Source organism: Variovorax sp. 278MFTsu5.1, assembly GCF_048305045.1.
Taxonomy (GTDB): Bacteria; Pseudomonadota; Gammaproteobacteria; order Burkholderiales; family Burkholderiaceae_C; genus Variovorax; species Variovorax guangxiensis.
Genome location: NZ_CP157622.1, coordinates 5161426 through 5182525 on the forward strand (window position 1 = coordinate 5161426; position 21100 = coordinate 5182525).

Annotated in this window: 20 protein-coding genes; 11 read left to right on the forward strand and 9 right to left on the reverse strand. The window is 65.9% G+C overall.

The genetic code is table 11. From position 1 onward, the window contains the following. The first annotated feature begins 28 nt into the window (after positions 1 to 28). Positions 29 to 904, forward strand: coding sequence for an OmpA family protein (locus tag ABL844_RS23855; protein WP_418129210.1), 876 nt, complete (start codon positions 29 to 31; stop codon positions 902 to 904). 30 nt (positions 905 to 934) lie between these two features. Here the strand turns inward: ABL844_RS23855 and ABL844_RS23860 are convergent, their stop codons facing one another. From ABL844_RS23860 to ABL844_RS23870, 3 genes are read right to left on the reverse strand one after another with little or no spacing between them, the layout of a single operon-like run. Then, a complete protein-coding gene (locus ABL844_RS23860; RefSeq protein WP_418129212.1) occupies positions 935 to 3859 on the reverse strand; it encodes an efflux transporter outer membrane subunit in 2925 nt (974 codons plus the stop codon). Further along, entirely contained in the window at positions 3847 to 5163 is a 1317-nt protein-coding gene (locus tag ABL844_RS23865) for a hypothetical protein (protein WP_418129213.1), read from the reverse strand. The genes ABL844_RS23860 and ABL844_RS23865 overlap by 13 nt, the downstream gene beginning before the upstream one ends. 22 nt (positions 5164 to 5185) lie before the next feature. Then, positions 5186 to 6364, reverse strand: a complete 1179-nt coding sequence (locus ABL844_RS23870; protein WP_240650719.1) for an HlyD family secretion protein — start codon at positions 6362 to 6364, stop codon at positions 5186 to 5188. Positions 6365 to 7009: 645 nt separating this feature from the next. Between ABL844_RS23870 and ABL844_RS23875 the strand changes: the two genes are divergently transcribed. Beyond that, on the forward strand, positions 7010 to 7366 hold the full coding sequence (locus ABL844_RS23875) for a hypothetical protein (protein WP_418129214.1): 357 nt from the start codon (positions 7010 to 7012) through the stop codon (positions 7364 to 7366). Continuing rightward, positions 7363 to 7752, forward strand: coding sequence for a DUF427 domain-containing protein (locus ABL844_RS23880; RefSeq protein WP_418129215.1), 390 nt, complete (start codon positions 7363 to 7365; stop codon positions 7750 to 7752). Before ABL844_RS23875 ends, ABL844_RS23880 begins: the two co-directional genes overlap by 4 nt. Before the next feature lie 19 nt (positions 7753 to 7771). Here the strand turns inward: ABL844_RS23880 and ABL844_RS23885 are convergent, their stop codons facing one another. Then, positions 7772 to 8059 (reverse strand): hypothetical protein, encoded by a 288-nt coding sequence (locus ABL844_RS23885; protein WP_126023484.1) that lies wholly within the window; start codon positions 8057 to 8059, stop codon positions 7772 to 7774. Between the two features lie 297 nt (positions 8060 to 8356). Here ABL844_RS23885 and ABL844_RS23890 point away from each other — a divergent pair, with 297 nt between their 5' ends. From ABL844_RS23890 to ABL844_RS23910, 5 genes are all read left to right on the forward strand, one after another. Further along, positions 8357 to 8788 (forward strand): hypothetical protein, encoded by a 432-nt coding sequence (locus tag ABL844_RS23890; RefSeq protein ID WP_184641200.1) that lies wholly within the window; start codon positions 8357 to 8359, stop codon positions 8786 to 8788. A gap of 34 nt (positions 8789 to 8822) precedes the next feature. Continuing rightward, positions 8823 to 9035 carry a hypothetical protein gene (locus ABL844_RS23895; protein WP_418129216.1) on the forward strand — a complete coding sequence of 71 codons (213 nt, stop codon included), beginning with the start codon at positions 8823 to 8825 and terminating at the stop codon, positions 9033 to 9035. Positions 9036 to 9104: 69 nt separating this feature from the next. Further along, positions 9105 to 9530 carry a CBS domain-containing protein gene (locus ABL844_RS23900; RefSeq protein WP_126023481.1) on the forward strand — a complete coding sequence of 142 codons (426 nt, stop codon included), beginning with the start codon at positions 9105 to 9107 and terminating at the stop codon, positions 9528 to 9530. 30 nt (positions 9531 to 9560) lie between these two features. Further along, complete coding sequence (locus ABL844_RS23905) at positions 9561 to 9899, forward strand: hypothetical protein (RefSeq protein WP_418129217.1); 339 nt, start codon at positions 9561 to 9563, stop codon at positions 9897 to 9899. Between the two features lie 30 nt (positions 9900 to 9929). Continuing rightward, positions 9930 to 10367 (forward strand): PPC domain-containing DNA-binding protein, encoded by a 438-nt coding sequence (locus tag ABL844_RS23910; RefSeq protein ID WP_126023479.1) that lies wholly within the window; start codon positions 9930 to 9932, stop codon positions 10365 to 10367. Positions 10368 to 10373: 6 nt separating this feature from the next. Here ABL844_RS23910 and ABL844_RS23915 read toward each other — a convergent pair whose 3' ends face one another. Continuing rightward, positions 10374 to 11276 carry a nucleotidyltransferase gene (locus ABL844_RS23915; protein ID WP_418129218.1) on the reverse strand — a complete coding sequence of 301 codons (903 nt, stop codon included), beginning with the start codon at positions 11274 to 11276 and terminating at the stop codon, positions 10374 to 10376. A 96-nt stretch (positions 11277 to 11372) separates the two neighbouring features. Between ABL844_RS23915 and ABL844_RS23920 the strand changes: the two genes are divergently transcribed. The 3 genes from ABL844_RS23920 to ABL844_RS23930 all read left to right on the forward strand — a co-directional run bounded on the left by ABL844_RS23920 (position 11373) and on the right by ABL844_RS23930 (position 14446). Then, positions 11373 to 12191 carry a metallophosphoesterase family protein gene (locus tag ABL844_RS23920; protein WP_418129220.1) on the forward strand — a complete coding sequence of 273 codons (819 nt, stop codon included), beginning with the start codon at positions 11373 to 11375 and terminating at the stop codon, positions 12189 to 12191. A gap of 186 nt (positions 12192 to 12377) precedes the next feature. Beyond that, entirely contained in the window at positions 12378 to 13709 is a 1332-nt protein-coding gene (locus tag ABL844_RS23925) for a C4-dicarboxylate transporter DctA (RefSeq protein WP_184641195.1), read from the forward strand. A gap of 29 nt (positions 13710 to 13738) precedes the next feature. After that, on the forward strand, positions 13739 to 14446 hold the full coding sequence (locus tag ABL844_RS23930) for a GntR family transcriptional regulator (RefSeq protein ID WP_019657009.1): 708 nt from the start codon (positions 13739 to 13741) through the stop codon (positions 14444 to 14446). 147 nt (positions 14447 to 14593) lie between these two features. On the opposite strand, the gene ABL844_RS23935 is transcribed toward ABL844_RS23930, so the two are convergent. The 4 genes from ABL844_RS23935 to ABL844_RS23950 form a co-directional block, all read right to left on the reverse strand. Beyond that, a complete protein-coding gene (locus ABL844_RS23935) occupies positions 14594 to 14989 on the reverse strand; it encodes a hypothetical protein (protein ID WP_418129221.1) in 396 nt (131 codons plus the stop codon). A 107-nt stretch (positions 14990 to 15096) separates the two neighbouring features. Then, positions 15097 to 15357, reverse strand: coding sequence for a hypothetical protein (locus ABL844_RS23940; RefSeq protein WP_418129222.1), 261 nt, complete (start codon positions 15355 to 15357; stop codon positions 15097 to 15099). A gap of 249 nt (positions 15358 to 15606) precedes the next feature. Then, positions 15607 to 15885 (reverse strand): DUF7710 domain-containing protein, encoded by a 279-nt coding sequence (locus tag ABL844_RS23945; RefSeq protein ID WP_418129224.1) that lies wholly within the window; start codon positions 15883 to 15885, stop codon positions 15607 to 15609. After that, complete coding sequence (locus tag ABL844_RS23950) at positions 15882 to 20726, reverse strand: RHS repeat-associated core domain-containing protein (protein ID WP_418129225.1); 4845 nt, start codon at positions 20724 to 20726, stop codon at positions 15882 to 15884. Before ABL844_RS23950 ends, ABL844_RS23945 begins: the two co-directional genes overlap by 4 nt. Between the last annotated feature and the right edge of the window lie 374 nt (positions 20727 to 21100).

Sequence of the window (21100 nt, forward strand, 5' to 3'; positions counted from 1 at the left end):
GATACAGATGAACCGGACGAACCCCATCATGAACAAGCTCTCCCGCTTCAGGACCCCTTGCGCTGTTTCCGCGCTCTGCATGGCGGCATTGCTGGCCGGCGGCTGCGCCAGCCCGAGCTACACCATCACGCCCGAGATGCAGGCCCGCGCCGCTTCGGAAAACCCGGCGCCGCCGAAGGACGAAGAGTTCCCCTCCCCGGACTCGGCCAAGTGGAAGCAGGGTGCGTTCCCCAGCCTCGATGCCCTGCGCACCATGCGCACCGGCATGGGCAAGGACCAGGTCCGCGAACTGCTGGGCTTCCCGCACTTCAGCGAAGGGCTGGGCGGCGTGCGCGAGTGGAACTACATCTTCCACTTCCGCACCGGTGCGGGGCCGGAGTACATCAGCTGCCAGTACATGGTGCGCTTCAACGCGGACGTGCTGACCAACGGCATGTACTGGAAAGGCCCGGGCTGCGCCGACCTGCTGCGTCCGACGCGCGCGGCGGCCACGCCCGTAGCCGCCCGGCCGGCCGCTGCCGCCACGAGGACCACGCTCGGCGCCGACGGCCTGTTCCGCTTCGACGGCCGCTCGCTGTCCGACCTGCTGCCCGAAGGACGGCGCAGGCTCGACGCACTGGCGGGCGACATCAGGGGCAGCGCCGGCCCCGTGGAGTCGATCAGGATCACCGGTCACACCGACCGGCTCGGCACCACCGCATACAACCAGGCACTCTCGCTGGCTCGCGCCGAGACCGTGCGCGACTACCTGGTGCGCTCGGGCGTGCCGGCGCAGGCCGTCCACGTGCAGGGCAAGGGCGAGTCGGAGCCGAAGGTGCAATGCGCGCAGACGGCGAAGCGGGCCGAGCTGATCGACTGCCTCGCGCCGAACCGGCGCGTGGAGATCGAGGTGTTCGTGCGGTGATGACGAGAGCCGGGAACGGCTGGCGCCTCCTCAGGCGCTCCCCCAGCCACCCCCGAGCGCCTTGTAGAGGTTCACGAGGTTCACCGCATCCTTGAGCTGCAGCTCGATCAGCTGCTGCTGCTCGGCGTACAGCTCGCGCTGCGCATCCTGGCTGGAGAAATAGTCCTCCAGGCCGCTGCGGAAGCGGGTGCGCGAGATGCTGGCGACTTTCTCGAGCGACTGCACGCGCAACTGCTGCGCTTCCAGCTGCGGGCGCAGGTGGTCGCCGGCGATCAGGGCGTTGGCGGTCTCGCGGAAGGCCACCTGCGCGGCCGATTCGTACGAAGCCATCGCGGCCGCGAGCTTCTCTTCGTTGCTCGTGACGTTGGCCGAGCGGCGCCCCCAGTCGAACAGCGGCAGCGACACGCCGAGCACGCCGGCCCAGCTCCTGTTGCCGCTGCTCAGCAGCGTCGAGAACTCGTTGCTGACGCCGCCCGCCAGCGCGGTCAGCGAGATGGTCGGCAGCATGGCCGCCTTGGCCGCGCCGATGCCCGAGTTGGCGGCTTCGACGCGGGCGCGGGCGGCCAGCAGGTCAGGCCGGCGCTGCAGCAGGCTGGAGGGCAGCCCTGCCGCCACCGACTGGGTGGAGCGCTCGGGCCAGGGCCGCGCGGAGCCGGTGTCCGGCGGCACGGGCTGGCCCACCAGCACGTTCAGCCCCTGCAGGTCCTGCGCGACGCGCATGCGGTATTCCTCCTGCCGCACGCGGGCGTTCTGCAGCAGCGACTGCGCGCGGTACACGTCGAGCTGCGCGGCGCCGCCCACGGCCTTGGCGCGGCCGATCATGTCCGCGTTGGCCGAGAGCGAAGCCGCGTTGGTGTCGGCCAGCGCGAGCAGCGCACGATCGGCGCGCAGCGTGAGGTACGCGTTGGCCACCTCGCCCACCAGGTTCATGCGGGCCGCCGCGTAGTCCTTGTCGCCGGCCTCGGCCAGGGAGCCGCTTTGCTGCGCCGTGCTCTGCTGGCGGCCGAAGAAGTCGAGCTCGTAAGACATCACGCCGGCCTGGACATCGAAGCTGTTCGACACCCGCCCGTCCGACGGAATGTTGCCCACCGGGCTGAGCGAGCCCTGCGGCGTGGTCTTCGCGCGCTGCGCGTTGCCGGCGCGCTTGCGGCGGTCGATGAAGGCCGGCAGCCAGCCCACCGGGTCGACAAAGACCTCCAGCGGCTGGCCCACGCGCAGGCGCTTGAGGAGCGCGCCGCCTTCGATCAGGGCGCCGTCCGCGGCGATGTTGACGAAGCGCGACTCGCCCTCGCCCGCCGCCGTTCGCACCCGCGTCGCGACGCGCCACGGGAATCGCTCCTCGCCATCGGGCCTCGGCAGGTCCACGCAGGCGATGAGCGCGCCGAGGCACAGAACGAGCGCGATGCCGGTCCACACCAGGTTGAGCTGGTCGCCCGGCGCGAGCGCCGGCCCGGTCATGATGGCCGTCGCACCGCCCAGCTGCAGCGCGACGAGCAGCCCGCCGAACACGGCGACCAGTTTCCAGTGCACCACCGTCTTCGATCGGTCCAGCCCCTTGGCAGTCACCTTGAACGGATGGCCGAAGGGCTTGAGCATCGCGGCGAGCAGCGTGCCCGTGACGGCCATGGCCGCGACGAGCTGGCTCACCTCGCTGAACACCGGCAGGCAGCGCCGCTGGCTGATCCAGTAGCTGTACGCCCAGAACATCATGAGCGGCGGCAGCCCGTAGGCGGCGAAGGCCTGCGGCGTCGCATGGAAGGCCGACACGTCGGCATACCAGTACAGCGCGGGCGCCAGCATGATCAGCGCCATGAAGGGCTTGCCCAGCCAGTGCAGCAACCCGTGCAGGAAGTGCAGCCGGGCCGAGAGGCTGTATCCCTTGCCGCGCAGCGGCCCGTTCGGCAGCAGCGCGAGCTGCACCGTGCCCAGGCACCAGCGGCTGCGCTGGTTGATGTAGTCGACGATGCTCTCGGCGGACAGCCCGTTCGACAGCCGCTCGCCCAGCCAGCGCGTGACGTGGCCGCGACGCAGCAGCAGGTAGGTGGTGTGGATGTCCTCGCACACGCTGCCCACCGGGAAGCCGCCCGCGGCCGTGATCAGGTCGCGGCGCACGATGAACGAAGTACCCACGCAGAAGGCGGAGTCGACCGCATCCTTCGCGGGCTGCAGCACGTCGAAGAACACGCGCTGCTCGTCGACCCAGCTGTCGGTGGCGCGCAGGTTGTGCTGGATGGGGTCGGCGTTGTAATAGAACTGCGGCGTCTGCACCAGCCCGACCTTGGGGTCGTCGAAGAGCCCGAGCATGCGCCAGGCGATCTGCCGGCGCGGCGCGAAGTCGGCGTCAAGCACCAGGATGAAGGGCGCGTTGGTCGTCTGCGCAGACAGCCGCAGGCCGTTGTTGAGGTTGCCCGCCTTGGCGTGGCTGTTGTCGGGCCGGCGCGCGTAGTTCACGCCCCTGCGCGCGCAGTAGTCGCGCAGCCAGTCGCGCCGGGTGTCGTCGAGCACCCAGACCTGCAGGCGCGGGTAGTCGATGGCCTGCGCGGCGATGATGGTCTTCTCGAGCACGGCCAGTTCCTCGTTGTACGTGCAGATGAACACGTCGAGCGCCGGCACATCCGCGCCGCGCGCGCGCAGCGCGGCCTCGCCCAGATCGGCGAGCCGCCGGTTATCGCGGCGCCGCACCAGCATGTGGATGGACATCAGCGTGTAGACCACGGCCGTCATCTCGAAGAACAGGAACACCCAGGCGAACAGGGTCTCGAAGCCGAGGTCCGAGGGCGGCATGGTGGCCGTCACGCGCCATACGGCATAGCGCATGAGCAGCAGCGCGGTCAGCGCCCCGAACACGGCGCGGTGGCTCGTGCGCTCGACACGGCCCCACGTCATCAGGAGCAGCGCAAGCCCCGCCACGAGGGCGTTGAGCTGGAACTCCGGCGTGGCGATCAGGTGGGACATGATGGAATGGCTCCTGCTGCGGCGGTCTTGCCGGTGAATGGGTTGAAGCCGTTGGCGGCCAGCGCGATCCACGCGGTGGCGCCCAGGTGCGGCCAGTGGTAGTAGAAGAAGTCGGCGCCTGGCGAATCGGGCCCGATGGCCAGCCCCGTGGAAATGCGCGCGCTGGGCGTGGCGTAGTACAGGCCGTTGTCCGCGCGCTGCGATGCGAGCAGCCGCCACAGCGCCTCGGGCGCCGAGCCCTTGCGGGCCACCAGCGTCGCGGCGAACTGCGCGCTGCCTTCGGTCCAGATGCCGTCGGGATCGCGCGAGAAACCGTAGCCCTCGCCGGAGCGGTGGTGCTTCTGCGCCCAGTCGAGCGCGCCCGTCCAGGCGCAGGAGCGGTCGGTCGCCGCCAGCAGCGGCCAGAGCTGCGCGTCCAGGCCCGAGCTTTCGGTGGAGATGGTCGCGCCGTCTTCCTTGGTCCCGATGTTGAAGCGCTGCTCCGACGGGTTCCACATGCGGCCGACGAAATCGAGCGCGGTGCGCGCCTGGCGGCGCATGGCCTCGCCCTGCCCACCTGCCTCACCCGATCGCGCGGCCCAGGCGGCGGCCACCGCGATGTCTATGTTGTGCTCGGTCGACTTCCAGGTCTGCGCACGCTGCGCGTTGTCCCAGCCGTACCAGCCGCCGTTGTAGCCGTCGGGGTCGTTCTTCTCGCGCGTGCGCTGCTCGATCCAGCCGAGCAGCCTGCGCGCGCCCGCCGAATAGGCCGGCGTCGGCTCGGCCTGCGACAGGTTCAGCAGCAGCAGCGCGGCCCAGGCCACGTTGCCGGTGGCGGTGCTCACCTGGTAGGCGTCGGCGATCCACTGCTTGCGGCCCTCGTCCCAGCGGCCGGGCAGTGCGGCCTTGTCCTCGGTCATCGGGCCTGCGCGGTAGGCGTTGCGCACGCGGCCGTCGGCGGCATTGGGGTCGCGTTCGATGGCGCGCATGACGGCATCGCCGATGCGCCTGGCGGAAGCCGCGTCGCCACATGCGAGCAGCGCGATGCCGGCCAGTGCGTTGTCGTAGGTGTAGGCCGCGTTCGCCAGCGCCGGCTCCAGCGGCGCAGAGCCGCGGTCGTTGCCGGCAACGCGGTAGCTCGCAAGGAAGAGCGGGCCGCTGGTGGTGCTCTTCTGTGCGTCCTTGACCGCCTGGCGCAGACCTTCGCAGCTTTGCTGCGCGAGGCGCTGCTGAGTCGATGTCGCTGCGGGCTGCTGGGCAAAGGCTGCCGCGGGCAAGGCAACCATGCAAAGCGCCAGGGCACGCAGCATCGGGATCGCTCGCATGGCTCGTCCCCTCGATCCCGGCTCAGGAGCGCAGGCTCGCCGCGACCACCTTGCCAGGAGCGCACAGGCTGCTTCCCTCGGTGGCCTTCTGCGCCGCGTTGCCCTCGAAGTCCGCGACGGCGTAGATGGAGCCTTGTTCGGCAAAGGGGAAGGGCACGCTGTAGGTGCTCTGCAGCGCATCGGACGCCACCGGCAGCAGCTGCTGCACGCGCGCCGGCATCGCGGGACCGTTCTGGTCGAGCTTCACGTCGAGCATCGAGCCGATGCTCAGCCGCTTCGCCACCCGCGCGGGAAACACCGCCACCACGCCCAGACGCCGGCAGTCGGTGACGCGCACCAGCGAAGCCCCGGCGGTGACGTAGGCGCCTTCGGGCGCCAGCACGGTATGGACCTGGCCCGGCTGGCTCGCCTTGACTTCATAGGCCGAGAGCTTCTCCACCCGCTGGCGCTCCTCGTTCTCCAATGCCGTCACCTGCTTGAGCTGCGAGAGGATGGCCGTGCCGTCCTGCTTTGCGCGATTCACGCTGTTGCGCAGCACCTCGCGCCGGCTCTCCAGCGTCTGGAAGATGCTGTTGCCGCCGGTGCCCACGAAGGCGCCCTGCCCCGCGCTGGCCACCGTCTGCGCCTGGCCGGCGAAGGCCTGCTCGGCCACCGACGCATTGGCGCGCGCCGTGTTCAGCTGCGCCTCGGCCGCGTTCATCACCTGCTCGCTGATCGCGCCCTGTTCGAGCAGCGCCTTGTTGACCCGGACCTTGTTCTCCTGCTCCTCGACCACGCTGTGCGCGACGTCGCGCTGGCGCTGCGCGATCTGCCATGAGTCCCAGGCCTGCGCCAGCGAAGCCTCGCGGTGCACGTTGGCCTCGTGCCCGACGAACTTCAGCTCCTGGCTGTCGGCCTTGAAGTGGTTGCCCAGTTGGGCGAGCTGGCTCTGCAGCGCGAGGCGCTGCGAACTCAGCGTGGTGAGGATCTCCTGGTTGATGGTCGGGTTGCGCACCGTTGCCACCACGGTGCCCGGCTCGACCGTGTCGCGCGCATGCACCACCATCTGCGTGACCACGCCGTTGATCGGCGAGGTGATGAGCCCCACGGGCGCCTGCAGCACCGCCCGGGTGGCCTGAGAGGACAGCAACGGCTGCACCAGCGTCGAGACCATCAGCCAGAGCACGAACGCCAGCAGGCCATAAGCCGCGAGCTTGGGCACGAAGGCGCCGCGCTGCCGAAACCGGCCGCGCGGACCGGAAGGCGGACGCACCGCCGCACGGGCCGCGCCCCTCGGGCGCCGGGAAGGAAGAACTGAACGGAGTTTCGAAACACGCATGACCACCCCTTGGCGACGAACGTGCGCAAGGGTCGGAACTCCGGCGCGCGTCCACTGGTTGAAGAGACTCAGGCACCGCGTTCACGAACATCACGGGTATTTCCGCCGTCCGCGTGCTTGCTGCAGTGCAATATCAAGGTAAGGCGGAACCCCCGTTTTTGGCTGCATCGGAGCGAAACAGAGTGTGCAAAGTTCACATTTGGGCCACAGCACGGTCGGGCGAAAGTCCTACATCGCCACGGCATGAGGGTCACGCGGCAACGAGGTGGCGCAGCCGTTAGGCAAGGCCGAAGCCGGCACCGCGCGTCAGAGGGAAGCGCGGAAATCGCGACGCCGATGCGCCGCGATGCGGGCGCGAAGGGCGAGGTCGCGGCGGCCGGATATTCGGTAACGTTACTGACGGATCCGTCCAATCATGAACGGCTCCTGACGCACTCGCTGCTCCCGAATCGCTCGGCGCGAAGTGAATTCGTCCGACATGAGTGCACACGCCAGAGGCACAGATTGGTTTTCTTTCTGGAGGCCGCCATGTCCGGACCAGACCTGAAGAAACTCATCGTCCTCGCCGCAGCCTGCTTGGCTGCGGTTCACGCAACGGCGCAGCAGGCGCCGCTTCCAGTGCCGGCGGAAATCGATGCGACCAGGCCCAAGGGCGACGGCAACGCGAACAAGCCGGCCGAGGCAGCAAGACAGGAGGCCATACGCCGGGCGGCCATCAAGAAGTGCGACGACCTCAGGAGCGCGGCAGAGCGATCCGCCTGCGCGGCGCAGGCCGACGCTGACAAGGCCAGGGGCGGCGCGAACAGCGATGCGTCCCTTCCCGACAAACCCGCCGCGCCGGTCGTCGCGCCGAACGGCCAGGCACCAGACAGGAACAGCAAATGAACAAATCCCCCGGTCACCGGAAACATCCCGGCCACCAGGTCCGTGAAACGCGGCTGCAGCAACCCGTGGAAGTCGAGGCCGAAGGCGTGGTCATCGCCACGTCCAACAATGTCGTGAGGGTTGACGAAGACCACGCTCTCGCCCGCTACTACTTCCCGCGCTCCGACGTGCGGATGGAGAAGCTGGCGCGTTCGCAGACCACCACCGAGTGCCCGTTCAAGGGAACGGCGCACTACTACAGCCTGAATCTCGGCGAGAGACGGCTGGAGGACGCGGTATGGAGCTACGAAGACCCGTACGACGAGCACCAGGGCCTGAAGGCGAGGCTCGCGTTCTACGACGACAAGTTCCCCGAGATCCACGTGCGGGTCGGGTCCGGCGCATGAGCGCCCTGCACGTCCAGAACTAGAACTTCGTCGCAGCTCTCGGCCGCTGTTCCTCGTCGGCGCTGCTTTCGTCGTCGGCTGTCGCGATCCGCAGCCGCGCCTGCTCGTGCCGCAGCGAGAGTTCGCTGCGCCGCTCCTGCGACGGATCGTCGTCCGCTGCCCCATCGTCGTCGTCGAAGTCGATCAGGAACTGCGATTCCTCGAAGGTGAGGCCGTGGAGCACTTCCTGGCTCCTGGCGTTGATGGCCAGGAGGCCATCCGCCAGCAGGCGGGCGCGCCGCTCGCTCGAAATCCGGAGCATCTGCATGGGGTCCTTTCCTGGTCCCGGGTTTTTCCCCTGTCCGGATGTTGAACGGCGCACGAGCGCAGCCGGTCGGAAGGCGCAGCGCATCGGCGTGAGAACAGTCCGTCACCGCATTGCGCGTCAGCATGCACTGACGGGCGCATCGCCCAGCGTCCTATCGACGCATCCTCGGTGCTTTCTAGTCTGGATTTCATGCGCCGGACAACCCGAACCGGGTGAACCAGCTATCCGATCCTTTTCCGATCCTTTTCCCGGTTCCATCCTGTGTGCAACGAGCGCCGGCGTTCCAAGGAGATGGACATGAACAAACTCATCTACAGCTGCATTGCCGCATCCTGCCTCACGGTGCTTTCGGCCCATGCGCAGATGAACGCACCCACGGCACCCGCGGCCGATCCGGCGGTCGCCGAACTCAAGGCCGGCCGCGACAAGATCGCAGCCGACTACAAGGCCGACCGCGCAGCCTGTGATGCCATGAAGGACAACGCAAAGGACGTCTGCGTGGAAGAAGCCAAGGGCAAGGAAAAGATCGCCAAGGCCGAACTCGACCAGAAGGTCAGGCCCAGCGACAGCGGCGCCCGCAAGGTGGCCGAGGCCAAGGTCGAGGTGGCCTACAGCATCGCCAAGGAAAAGTGCGACGACCAGAAGGGCGACGCCAAGTCCGCGTGCATGAAGCAGGCCAAGGCCGACGAGGACAAGGGCAAGGCCGAAGTCAAGGCCATGAAGAAGTAGCGCCCGCAGCGCAGCGACAGCAGTTCCGCCGGGCATGAAGGAAGAGCAGCGGCCGCGGGGTGCCGAACGCGAAGAACGCCGCGTCTTCGCGTGGGGCATCGTGGCGGCGGTGATCGCGCTGTTGGGCGCGCTCGCCTACTTCCACGTGCTCCAGAAGCGCTTCGAGGTTCCGGTGGAACTGCCGGCCACTCCCACTGCGCCGACCGCGCTGGGCGAACCGGCTCCCGGAACGCCCCGGGGCGGTTAGCCCGGTTTCTCCAGCAGCCAGCTTGCCCGCGGCGAGCCATGGCTGCCCATTTCAGAAAAGGATTTCCAGATGCGAAAGATCAACGATGTGATGACCCGCGACGTCGAGGTCATCAGCCCCGATGCGACCATCGCCGAAGCAGCGAAGCGCATGCGCGACGGCGACTTCGGGATGATGCCGGTGGGCGAGAACGACCGCATGGTCGGCGCGATCTCCGACCGCGACATCGCCATCCGCGGCGTGGCCGAGGGCCATGACGGCAACACCAAGGTGCGCGACGTGATGTCCGACGGCATCCGTTGGGCCTACGAGGACGACGCGGTCGACCACGCGGCGCAGATCATGGCCGAGCACCAGATCAGGCGCCTTCCGATCGTCGACCGGGACAAGCGGCTCGTCGGCATCCTCGCGCTCGCCGACGTGGCGGTGAAGGAGCGCAAGACCAAGCCGGCCACCGAAGCGCTCTGCGGCATTTCGCAGCCGGTGCCGGCCTGAGTGCCGCGGTCCGGTTCCGGGCCGGCTTCGATGACTTCCCTGACAACGAAGTCCATGCTGGTGGCCGGCGCCCTGATGCTGTGCGCCGGACCGGCCGCCGCGCAGCCCGCGGCAGGGCAGCGGCCGCCGGCCGGCACCGGCGAAGCTCAGCCCGGCGCAGACCCGGCAATCATCGTGAAGCCGCCCGGCAACGGCGATCCGCGGCTGGTGAAGCCCGCTCCGCCGCACAGAGACCAGGGCCTGATCGAGAAGCCGCCCGCGGATGCCGTGCCGGGCGAGCGCGATCGCACCAAGCCCCGCGCCGGCCCTCCCCCACGGTCACGCGCGGACCGCCCATGCAAGGAGTCCACCGAGGATTGCAGGCGGTGAAGCAAGTCACTTCCACAGGAGCTCCCGCAGATGAAGTTCAAGATTCTCAACAAGCAGCCCGAGCGGACCATCGCCCTCGTGTTCGAAAAGGGCGACGACGTCATCCCCATCCTCGAGAGATTCGCGAAAGAGCACGCACTGACCGCCAGCCGCTTCAGCGCCATCGGCGCGCTGCGGTCCGCCGAGCTCGGGTATTTCGACTGGGAGCGCAAGGACTACGAGCGCATTCCGGTCGATGAACAGGTCGAGGTGCTTTCGCTCAACGGTGACATCGCGCTGGATGGCGACCGGCCCAAGGTGCACGCGCATGCGGTGCTGGGGCGGCGCGGCGGCAGCACCATCGGCGGCCACGTGCTGCAGGCCACGGTGCAGCCCACGTTGGAGGTACTGCTTGTCGAATCCCCAGGCTACCTGCGCAAGACCTGCGACCGCGAAACGGGGCTGGCGCTGATCGACGTCGACGCCTGAGCGGCGTCATTCGCCCTCGTCCTTCGCCTCGTCCTTCGCCTCGTCCTTCGGTTTCTTCGCCTGGATGTCCTCGGTCCACGCCGCCACGTCCTCCTGCGTCATGCCGCTGGCCGGGGTGAGGCGCATGTCCACGTAGCCCATCTGGCGCACGTCGGGCAGGTATTGCTCGCGCGAGAGCAAGGTGCCGGCGCAGACGTGGTCTTCCGGATGCGGCGCCTCGCGCATCTCGTCGGCGAGGCGGCCGATCAGGCGGGCGACCAGCCATGCGGGAATGCGGTGGCGCTCGCCGGGATAGATGTAGCCGAACAGCGTCACGTGGGCCATCAGCACCCGCCAGTGCACGCCGAAGCGCTCCAGCAGGCCGGCCCAGTCGAGGCGCTCCGCGCACGCGAGCATCAGGTGGGCGATGTCGCCTCCGTCGAAGCGCTCGCGCTCCATGATGAAAGCCTTGGACAGCACGCAGTCCTCGGCATTGGCCACGAGCACCGGCACGCCCAGGACCTCGGCACTGCAGTTGCCCCTGAACCAGCGCTCGTCCACCGGGAACAGGCCGTTGCCCGAATTGAAGATCAGGTCGATGAACTCGCGGCCGTCATGCACCTTGGCCAGCCAGTGCGGGTGGCGCATCTCGGCGCGCCAGCCGTACTTCTGCAGCAATAGCTGCGCGATGCGCTCGTAGTCCTCGCGCCGGATGAAGAGGTCCAGATCCTTGGTCGGGCGGCGGATGCCCGTGTAGCAGGCCTGGGCGAAAGTGCCGCCCACCAGAAAAGGAATTCCGGCGCTGGCAAGCGCGCGCAAGGTCCGCCGGTAGAAGTCGGCCACGCGGGGATCGACCTCGTCCTCGAGCGAAGGCGCGAGAGCGGGAGCAGCAACTGCTGCCGCGGCAACTGCAACGGCCGGATGATCCATGTCGGGCAGCGTAGGTACCGCGAGCGAACCCGGGCCCGGCGCGAACGGCCCCATCGAACGTCGGCGGGCACCTACAGGCGCAGCGGGATGGGGCCGATGAGCATCCATCGCGTGCTGGCGCAGGCTGGCATCGCCATGGCTCATCCCAAGTCTTCTTCTCACGTCCGCTTCGCCGCGGTGGGCGATCTCCATGTTCATCGCGACTCTGCAGGCTCGCTGCACGGCTTCTTCGCGCAGGCCGCCGACGAGGCCGACGCGCTGCTTCTGTGCGGTGACCTCACCGACTATGGCACCGCGGAGGAAGCCAGGATCCTCGCCGCGGAACTGAGCGGCGTGTCCGTTCCCATCGTCGCCGTGCTGGGCAACCACGATTTCGAATCCGGCACACCCGGGCAGGTGGTCGAGGTGCTGACCCAGGCCGGCGTGCGCGTGCTCGACGGTTCCATCTGCGAGATCGAGGGAGTGGGCATCGCCGGAGTCAAGGGCTTCGGCGGCGGCTTCGGGCGCGGCTCGCTCGGCGCCTGGGGCGAGCCGGCGATCAAGCTCTTCGTGCAGGAAGCGCTGAACGAAGCGATGAAGCTCGAGTCGGCGCTCGCCAAGTTGCGCACCCGGCGCCGCATCGCGCTGCTGCATTACTCGCCCATCGTCGGCACGGTGCAGGGCGAGCCGGTGGAGATCTTTCCTTTTCTCGGCAGCAGCCGGCTCGAGGAGCCGCTGCTGCGCTATCCGATGGATGCCGTGTTCCACGGCCACGCGCACCGCGGCACGCTGCAGGCGCGCACCATCAACGACGTGCCGGTCTACAACGTGGCGAGGCCGCTGTTGCTGCGCAGCCGGCCGGGCGAGCCGCCATATTTTCTGTACGAGCTGCCGCGCGAGGCAGCCGAAGAAGCGGCACCGCCCCCCGCCGCCTGACCTGGCGTTCAACAACGGGCGCGGCTGCCGGCCATGTCCCCGCCGGCCAGCCTGTCCCGTGCCCGGGAATACCCTCTGACGCCCTCCTTGCCACCTTGCCTACATTTCTTGCATGCAAGAAATGGCATTGCTTGCATGCAAAAACCAGGCAAGACAAACAGCAGGTAGACAGACAGGAGACACCCCATGCCCCGCTTCGCCAAGTCGCTTTTCGGTCAGGTGGTCATCGCGCTGGTGCTCGGCGTGCTCGCGGGGCTGCTGGCTCCCGAGTACGCCGTCAAGCTCAAGCCGCTCGGTGACGGTTTCATCAAGCTGATCAAGATGATCATCCCGGTGCTGGTGTTCTGCGTGGTGGTGCATGGCATCGCCGGCGCGGGAGACCTCAAGCGCGTGGGCCGGGTGGGCGTGAAGTCGCTCATCTACTTCGAGGTGCTGACGACCATCGCGCTGGCCATGGGCCTGGTGCTGGCCTTCGTGTTCCAGCCGGGCACGGGCATGAACGTCGACCCGTCGAAGCTCGACCCGGCCGCGATGAGCGCCTATGCGTCGAACGCCGACAAGCTCACGAGCGGCGGCACGGTCGAGTTCCTGATGAAGCTCATCCCGACGACGGTGGTGAACGCCTTCGCCACCGGCGACGTGCTGCAGGTGCTGCTGTTCGCGGTGCTCTTCGGCTGCGCGCTCACGCTGCTGGGCGATCGCGGCAAGCCGGTGGCGGCGGTGATCGACGCAACGTCGCTGGTGCTCTTCAAGATCATGGGCATCATCATCAAGCTGGCACCGCTGGGCGTGCTGGGCGCCATCGCGTTCACGGTGGGCCAATACGGCATCGGCTCGCTCAAGCAACTGGGCATGCTGGTGGCGCTCTTCTACGGCGCGGTGCTGGTCTTCGTGTTCGTGGTGCTCGGGCTGGTGATGCGCATGTCGGGCTTCAGCCTGATCAAGCTGCTGCGCTACCTGCGCGAGGAGCTCACCATCGTCTTCGCGACCACCTCGTCGGACAGCGTGCTGCCGCAGGTCATGGCCAAGCTGCGCCGCATGGGCATCCGCGATTCGACGGTGGGCCTGGTGATTCCCACGGGCTACTCGTTCAACCTCGACGCCTTCTCGATCTACATCACGCTGGCGGCCGTGTTCATCGCACAGGCCACCAACACGCCGATCTCGATGGCCGACCTGCTGACCATTCTGGCAATCGCGCTGGTCACCTCCAAGGGCGCCCACGGCGTTCCCGGCTCGGCCATCGTGGTGCTCGCGGCCACGCTGCACGCGATTCCGGCGATTCCCGCCATCGGGCTGGTGCTGGTGCTGTCGGTCGACTGGTTCATGGGCATCGCCCGCGCGCTGGGCAACCTGATCGGCAACTGTGTGGCGACCGTGGCCATCGCCGCCTGGGAAGGCGACATCGACCGCGAACGCGCCCATGCGGTGCTCGACGGCAACTATTCGCCCGACGACGAGCCGCTGGCCGAAGCCGAATCCGGGGCCAGGCCCGTGGTAAACACCGCAGCACACTAATTGATAGAGAAAGAAGCCGGACCGTCAACATGCCCGCCCCCGACGTCAGCCCCACCGTCATCGCCGAACGCGTCGTCGAGGCCATCCTCGCGCAGAAGCTCGCGCCGGGCGAACGGCTGGGCGAGCAGGCGCTGGCGGAGAACTTCTCGGTAAGCCGCACCATGGTGCGCGAGGCGCTGATGCAGCTGCAGGCACGCGGTTTCGTCGAAGTGCAGTCGCGCCGCGGCTGGTATGTGGTGGAGCCCTCGGCCGAGGAAGCGCGCGACGCCTTCTCGGCCCGGCGCATCGTCGAGGCCGGCATCCTCGAGGCCAGCGAAGGCCGGCCGCTAGCGAAGGTGATCCGCAAGCTGCGCGACCACATCGCCGACGAACAGCGCGCCATCGAGGGCGCCGACGCCGCCACCCGCGCTTTCCTGCTGGCCGACTTCCACGTCTGCCTGGCCGAGCAGATGGGGCATCAGTTGCTGGTGGATGTGCTGCGCGACCTGACGGCACGCACCACGCTGGCGGCCACGCTCTATCAGTCGAAGCACGAAGCCGGGCAGTCGTGCGCGGAGCACGGCGCCATCGTCGCGGCGCTGGAAGCTGGGGATACGGCAGGGGCGCGGCGGCTGATGCTGGAGCACATCGGCAATGTCGAGCGGGCGCTGGAGGTGGATGCGGCGGCGGAGCCGGATGCGACGAGCAGGTTGAGGGCTACGCTGGCGCCGGTGGCGTTGCCGCGGGCGCGGCGGTGACAGAGGGTTGCGCGGGCACGCGCACTCGCAGCGCTGGCGCGGCCCACGTGACGTCTAATACTTCGGATTTTTCTCGCCTGACTCGATGCCATGCGATCCGATGGCATCGACCCATACGACATCCGAACCAAACTTTCTTAGCGATGGCTACTCGCGTATGTCGATGCCAGGCGGGCTGATGGCAGAAACCAGTTCCACATCAGGGCCGAAGTCGCACACGGATGGCGCGTGGCCCGACAGCGCCTCATATAGAGCACGAAGATATCCAGGCTTGTCTCCGACCTCTTCCAAGAGTACTGATTGTGGAACCACGTACCCCCAGAACTTTTCAAATTGGCCGGACGACAAGATGAACTCGATGGCCTCTAGCACCCGCTGCTTGCTGACCGGGCCAAAACGGTCAAAGTCTGCCCTCATTGCATCAAACAATCTGGCACGACAACTCTCCTCGTTGAGACCAAACTCATCTAGATCATCATCACTCATGGCCAGAAGAAAGTAATCCAGTTCACGGATGTAGCGAGGGAAGATTTTCTTTTTCATCAGGGGGTCGAGTTCCGGGTACGCAGTGATTATTCTTTGAGAGCCTCTAACCACAGTTGCGTATCTGGTGGTTTCTGGGCACCCGCTCATGAGCGGCCCGTTTTCAATCACTTACGAAACAGCTTGACCCTTTCTTGATTGATCGCGATCACATCAACGTGGTTTTCGTACGAGAAGTTCGCTATCGAATCCTGAAGGTGCACGTGCTCAATGTCATTGACATCCATCTCGTAAGCGGAATTGATCAGAAAAATCCCAAGCGCCCGGATAACTTCCGCTCTCGCAAGAATTGTTATCTCGTCTAGCTTCTGCGATTTATTGCTCCCCTCAAGCGTTCCAAAAATCTTCAGATCGCCAAGTTCGGTCATAGGTCAAATCCTTTGTCACGCAAATTCGAACAATTCAAGTTCATGGATGTGATGAACGCTGTCGCCACGCATGCTGCCGCCAGTCCGTACGCGGTGCTCGCATTGCCGAATGGTGGTTTGGGGTCCATGCGGCGAATATCAATGACCGCCTTCCCGAGAATTTATATTCTGCAGGGTTCTCTCTAGACTGATTAACCGGCTGCCGGCCAAACCAAGCGGTCAACACACTCGCGCATTTAGTGCAAGAAATCAATCAAAATTTCCATCTTCGAAATGCATATGTTCTTGCGCTGCACTCGAGAATTTCCCTATGAACTCCGGCGTTGAATCCCTCTCCGACTTGATTTTGAAATTACCACTTTCAATCGCCCAATCATAAGCCGAAACACCCAGTGGATACTTAGTTAAAACCCCAGTTAATTGATGCCTTTTTATCCAACCCAAAGCATCCTCCTTGATCGCGAATACTGCCGAAGGGAATTTCGCATTAATCCCATTAAAAACCCAAACTTCCTTAATATCAGTCATTCACATTCCTCAGGCAAATTTCCATATCGATACCATCGCTGGATCTTATCAACAGACGATCTCAATTTAGGTTTATTGTTTTTAATAAAATCCCGCTGCACGGCGGTCAACTCTTCGGATCGATTAATTGGCTTACCATTTTGTCCGATTTGGATGTTCAAACCTCCCTCATCCCTCAAATGAAAATGAGCGGGCGCATGATCACCGCTTCGAACGTAGTGCTCCAAACGTAGCGCGCCATCTTGTGCAATGACTTTTTCAGGCAACTTCGGTTCAGTAGAATTTTTCTTGCTTTGACATGGTTTTTGTTTTTTCTGATCATTTCTGGCGAGGCCGAGCGGATCCACCCATTGACAGGGGTTCGGCGCATATTGGTAAATATTATTCCCGCCATCCAGCCCAATCGGATCTCGACTTACGTACCTGCCGCTGAAGGGGTCGTAGTAGCGGTAAAGGTTGTAGTGCAGCCCCGTCTCTTCGTCCCAGTACTGGCCTTGAAAACGGATTGAGTTTCGGAAGCCGGCCCGTCGTCCCGCCTCACTGATCGCCTGCTTCGCCTCCCCCCAGGCCTTATAGCTTGCCGACCACGCCACACGCCCCTCATGATCCGTCAGCTCCTGCGGCGTGCCCAGATGGTCGCACTGGTAGAAGGCGATTTCCTCTTTGCTGAACGGCGCAGGTGTTCGGCTCTGTTCCCCGTTCCATAGCGGGTCCAGCTCGATGTCGTAGCGCCCGCCGTTGTCGGCCATCAGTGCCTTCACATCCGTAGTCCGGCTCAACACGACGGCCTGGGCCTGCCGGATCTGGACCAGCGGCACGAACGAGCCGGGTTCGTGGATGTAGTGGACGCTGTCGCCGCGCCATGCCTGTTCCTGCTGGCCCTCGATGCTCTGCGTGCTCTCGAACGCCAGCGTATCGCCGTCCCAGCCGAACAAGGTGCACGCATGCCGCGAGCGCTTGGCGATGCGCCGGCCCAGGGGGTCGTAGCTGAAGCTCGTGGTTTCGCCGAAGGTCTCGGCGCTGCGCAAGCGGTTGTAGCCGTCCCAGGTGAACACCGTTTTTTCGCCGTTGCGGCTGCGCTCGATGAGGTTGCCGCGCTCGTCCCACTTGTAGCGGGTGCCGGCGTAGTCCTTGAGCAGGTTGTCCATCAGCTTGCCGGCCAAGCTGAGGCCGTTCCCGCCCGCGCGAACGGCGGCTCGATTGGTGATGCGGCCTGTCGGCTGCACCGTGCCTTCCGCTTCTGAAGAAGGGTTGCCGATGTTCCCCGCCGGATCGAACGCGAAGGTCTCCCGTCCCAGTCGGCTGTTGGCTTCGAGCAGGCGGCCTACCGGGTCATAGCGGTAGCTCAGGTTGCCGCGGCGGCTGTCGCCGATGGCGATCAGCTGGCCGGCCTTGTCGTACTGGTAGCTGCGGCGGATGCCGGTGGGCTGAAGAGCGCCTCGCCTGGTCTGGGATATCTGCTGCTCCAGCAGTCGGCCGGCCGGGTCGTAGCTCTGTTTCTGCAGGAGCCCATTGGCCTGTTCGCGCCCGATCTCGCGGTGCAGGTCGTCGCGCTCGAAGCCGACGATGTCCTGCCCGTCGACGAGCAATCCGTGCACGTGGCCGGAGCCATAGGTGAGCCACTGCGTCACGTGGCCGTCGGGGCGGATGGTCGCAACGCGCTGGTTGAGTTCGTCGTAGCCGTGCTGCCAGACTGCGGTGAGAGCGCCCTCCACATAGTGCTGATGCTCGCGCGTCAGGTTACCCGCGGGGTCATAGAACCATTGCAGCTTGGCGTCGCTGTTGCCGGCTTCGACCAACCGGCCGTTCCGGTCGTAGGCGAAGCTCTCGGCAACACCGCCGGCCCTGCGCTCGGTCAGGCGGCCGATAGCGTCGAATTGCAGCATCGTGGTGTGATCGCCCTCGGCCACTTCCGCCAAAACTCCCGTGGAGTCTTCATAACGGTACCGTGTGGTCTTGCGGTCGAAGCCCACTTCTTCCAGCAGACGGCCCACGGGGTCATAACGGAAGTCGTAGCGGCTGCCGTTCTCGTTGTGCAGTTCGCTCAAGCGTCCGAGCAGGTCCCAGCGGTACTTGAGCGTATGCCCCGCCGCGTCGATGCGCCGGGACACTAGGCCGGAGCGCGTGTAGCCATAGCTCGTCCTGCGCCCCAGCGCATCGGTGTGCGCCAGCAGGCGTCCTTCGGCGTCATGCACGAAATGCTCGCTGCTGTTGTCCGGCAGGGTGATTTCCTCGAGCTGACCTGGACGGTTGGCGTTCGCCGCAGCGGCAGCGTTCCCGTGCCCGTTCGCCCCGGTGTAGCGATATCGCGTGCCCTGGCCCATGGCATCGATCGCCTTGATAAGGCGCCCCTGCGCGTCGTATTCCCACCGCGTGGTCTTGCCCGAGCAATCGGTGTGGCTGGCAAGCTGGCCCGCCGGCGTGTAGGTCAGTGTCTTGACGCCGCCCTTCGCATCGGTGATCCGCACGGGCCGGCCGGCCTGGTCGTAGGCGTATGCGGTCTTGTGCCCCAGCGGGTCGATCTCTTCGACGAGGTTGCCGTCGGCGTCGTAGTCGCGCTTCCAGACACCGCCCTCGGCGTCGCGCAGGCCCGTCACGCGTCCGCGCTTGTCGTGCGCGAAGTGCACCTGGCTGCCGTCGGCCCGCGTGTGGGTCCGCAGGTTGCCGTCGGCGTCGTAGCTGAAGTCGTCGGTGCTGCCGTCGGTGTGGACGTGACGCGTGATGTTCTTCGCTTCATCGCGAAAGAACCACTCCTGGCGCTTGTCGGGATGGATGATCCGGTAGGTGTAGCCGAGGATGTCGTAGTAGTACCAGGTCTCTCCACCGAGCGCATCGGTCGCATAGGTCAGGCGGATGTTCCTGTCCCACTCGAGCTTGAGGGCGAAGCTCCCGTCGTCGCTCCATTCGCGAACCGCCCTGGCATCGACGCCGGTGCCGTCGTACTCGAGGTTGATGCCCCGGCCCGTGCGGTCGGTGTACCGGGTCACGAGATGGTGGCTGTAGCTGTAGTTCCAGGTTTCACCGTTTTCGTCCTGGGCCGCGACGAGGTCGCCTTCGGCGCCGTGCACATAGCCCGCGAGTTGTCGCACGACCTGGCCGCCCTTGATCTCCCACAGGCTGGCGATCAATCCGCTTTTCGCGTCGGGGCGAGTGCCCACATGGGCCACGGTGACGTCACCCTGCTTGCTGACGATGTCGCTCAAGACCTGTTCGCCGGTGGCTGCGATCACATGGTCGTAGCGCAGGCCGATGCTGGCCTCCTTGCCGGCGTGCAGCGCGACAAGCCGGAAGTGCTGTCTGCCTTGCGTAGCGACCTTGCGGGCGGAGGTATCCACCAGCTCGTAGACCTCGCGCCAATCGCCGGATTCGCCGCTCGATACGGGCTTGCCGAAATCCAGAGCCAACAGCCTCTCGCTCAGCCGCGTGAGCGTCACTTCTTCGATGGCATCGCGGTAGCTCCGGCCCACGGCCAGCAGCGGATAGGCATGGCTGCGGCCGTCCGCGCCGTGATAGACCAGGCTGGGCTCGCCGGCCCGCGGGCCCTGCGTCGGTGTGGCGATGTCCACGCGCGTGCTGTAGGGCGTGAGCCATCTCGCGCCAAGGGTGCCCTCGTCGAAAGCGCCAAGATTGCTGCGATAGGTGCGCGCCCAGGTGATGGGCAACGGCGCAACCAGTGTGAAGTCGACGTGGGTGAAGCTTTCGCAGCCGGTCGCCAGGCTGATGGCGAACCTGCTTGCCGAAGGGACCGTTGCGCCCGAAAGCGGGCAGTTCTTGCAGCCGGGGTCGCCGTGGGCCGGCGCCTGTACACGCACGTGCTCGACCCGGGTACCGGGCCTGCTCTTGGTTGCTTCGGCACCTGCACCTGGCGACACGATGGCCGCGCGCAGGCTCTTCTTCTGCGCCATGGCCGACAGCAGCTGGCGCAGCAGCCACATGATGCTGCCCTGCAGTTCCTGGTTGGCGAGGTCGGTCAGTTGCCTGCGGAAGTCCGCCTTCAAGGCAACCAGGCTCTCGATCACCTCGTTGACCCTGGCCCTGACGCTTTCGGGCAGGTAGGCTGCGGCCTTCCTTGCGGCGTAGTTGGCGGCGCGCCTGGCCGTGCCCTCGGAGTACTTCACCGCGCGGCGCCACATGCCGCTCCACGTGCTTTGGGTCCTGGGGTCGTAGTCGTTGGTTTCGGGGGCACCCGGCCTGGCGACGGTGAAGAGGTCCTGCCCGCCGAGCACGCGCTGAAGGATGCCGATCAGGTTGTCCAGGATGCTGTCGGAGAGCCTCGCGCAATCTTCCAGAATGCCCGAGAGCCTTGCGATGGCGCCGTCGATGAAGGTCTCCAGCTCACCGACGATGGATGCATTCAGGTGCCCCACCAGGATGGTGACGATGGTCTGGCCGAGATTCCTGGCCCCGTGCAGCAGCTCCTGCCTGACCAGATGCAGCGTGGGTCGCAGGCTCATGCGCGCCGCGGCCATGGTGGGCGGCGCTGGAATCAGGCCGATGAGATTGATGCCGAGGCTCGCCCAGTTCAGGAACCTCGTGACGGCATCGGTGGACTTCTTGTCGAGGATGGTGACGATGTCGAGAAACACATCCACCAGCGCCATGATGTTGCCCACGATGGGGATGCTGCCCAGCACCGTGGTCAGCCGGTCGAGCGTGACATAACCGCCGGTGAAGGACCGCAGCCACTCGTCCACCGCCTTGCTCGCGGCGGCGATGTCTTCCTTGGCGATGGTGTTCAGCGGGGCGACGGCCGTCTGGGGCTCGCGCTCGGCGATAGATGTTGATCCGGGCTGGCCTTGATGTGTGCCCGATGGTGGCCGCTGCGGCGTGCCTGGTCCCATAGTCCAGTCTCCCTGACTGCGTCTGTTTGTTTCGTGAAGATCAATTGGGAAAGAAAAGAGGCTCGGCCGCGCAATCGGGCTGCCGGCTTGCAGAGTTACGGCGCCTCTGCCGACGGGTTCTGAATCCGGACGTGCAGGACCATTGCCGGATCAATGCCTGCAGACACGACAGGAATCCCGGAGCAATTCGTGCTGCACGAATTGCAATTGCAAATTGAGCTCACGCTCACCTCCCTCTTTTATTTCTTGCAGAAAATCCTAGGACGCAAGCCGACGCGAATGCGGGCATCTGAAATAAACGAGCGGGCTTTGGTGCGATTTGTCTCGATATTCCCAACGCAGGAAAGCAGATCCTCGATCGCTCGAGCGAGCCG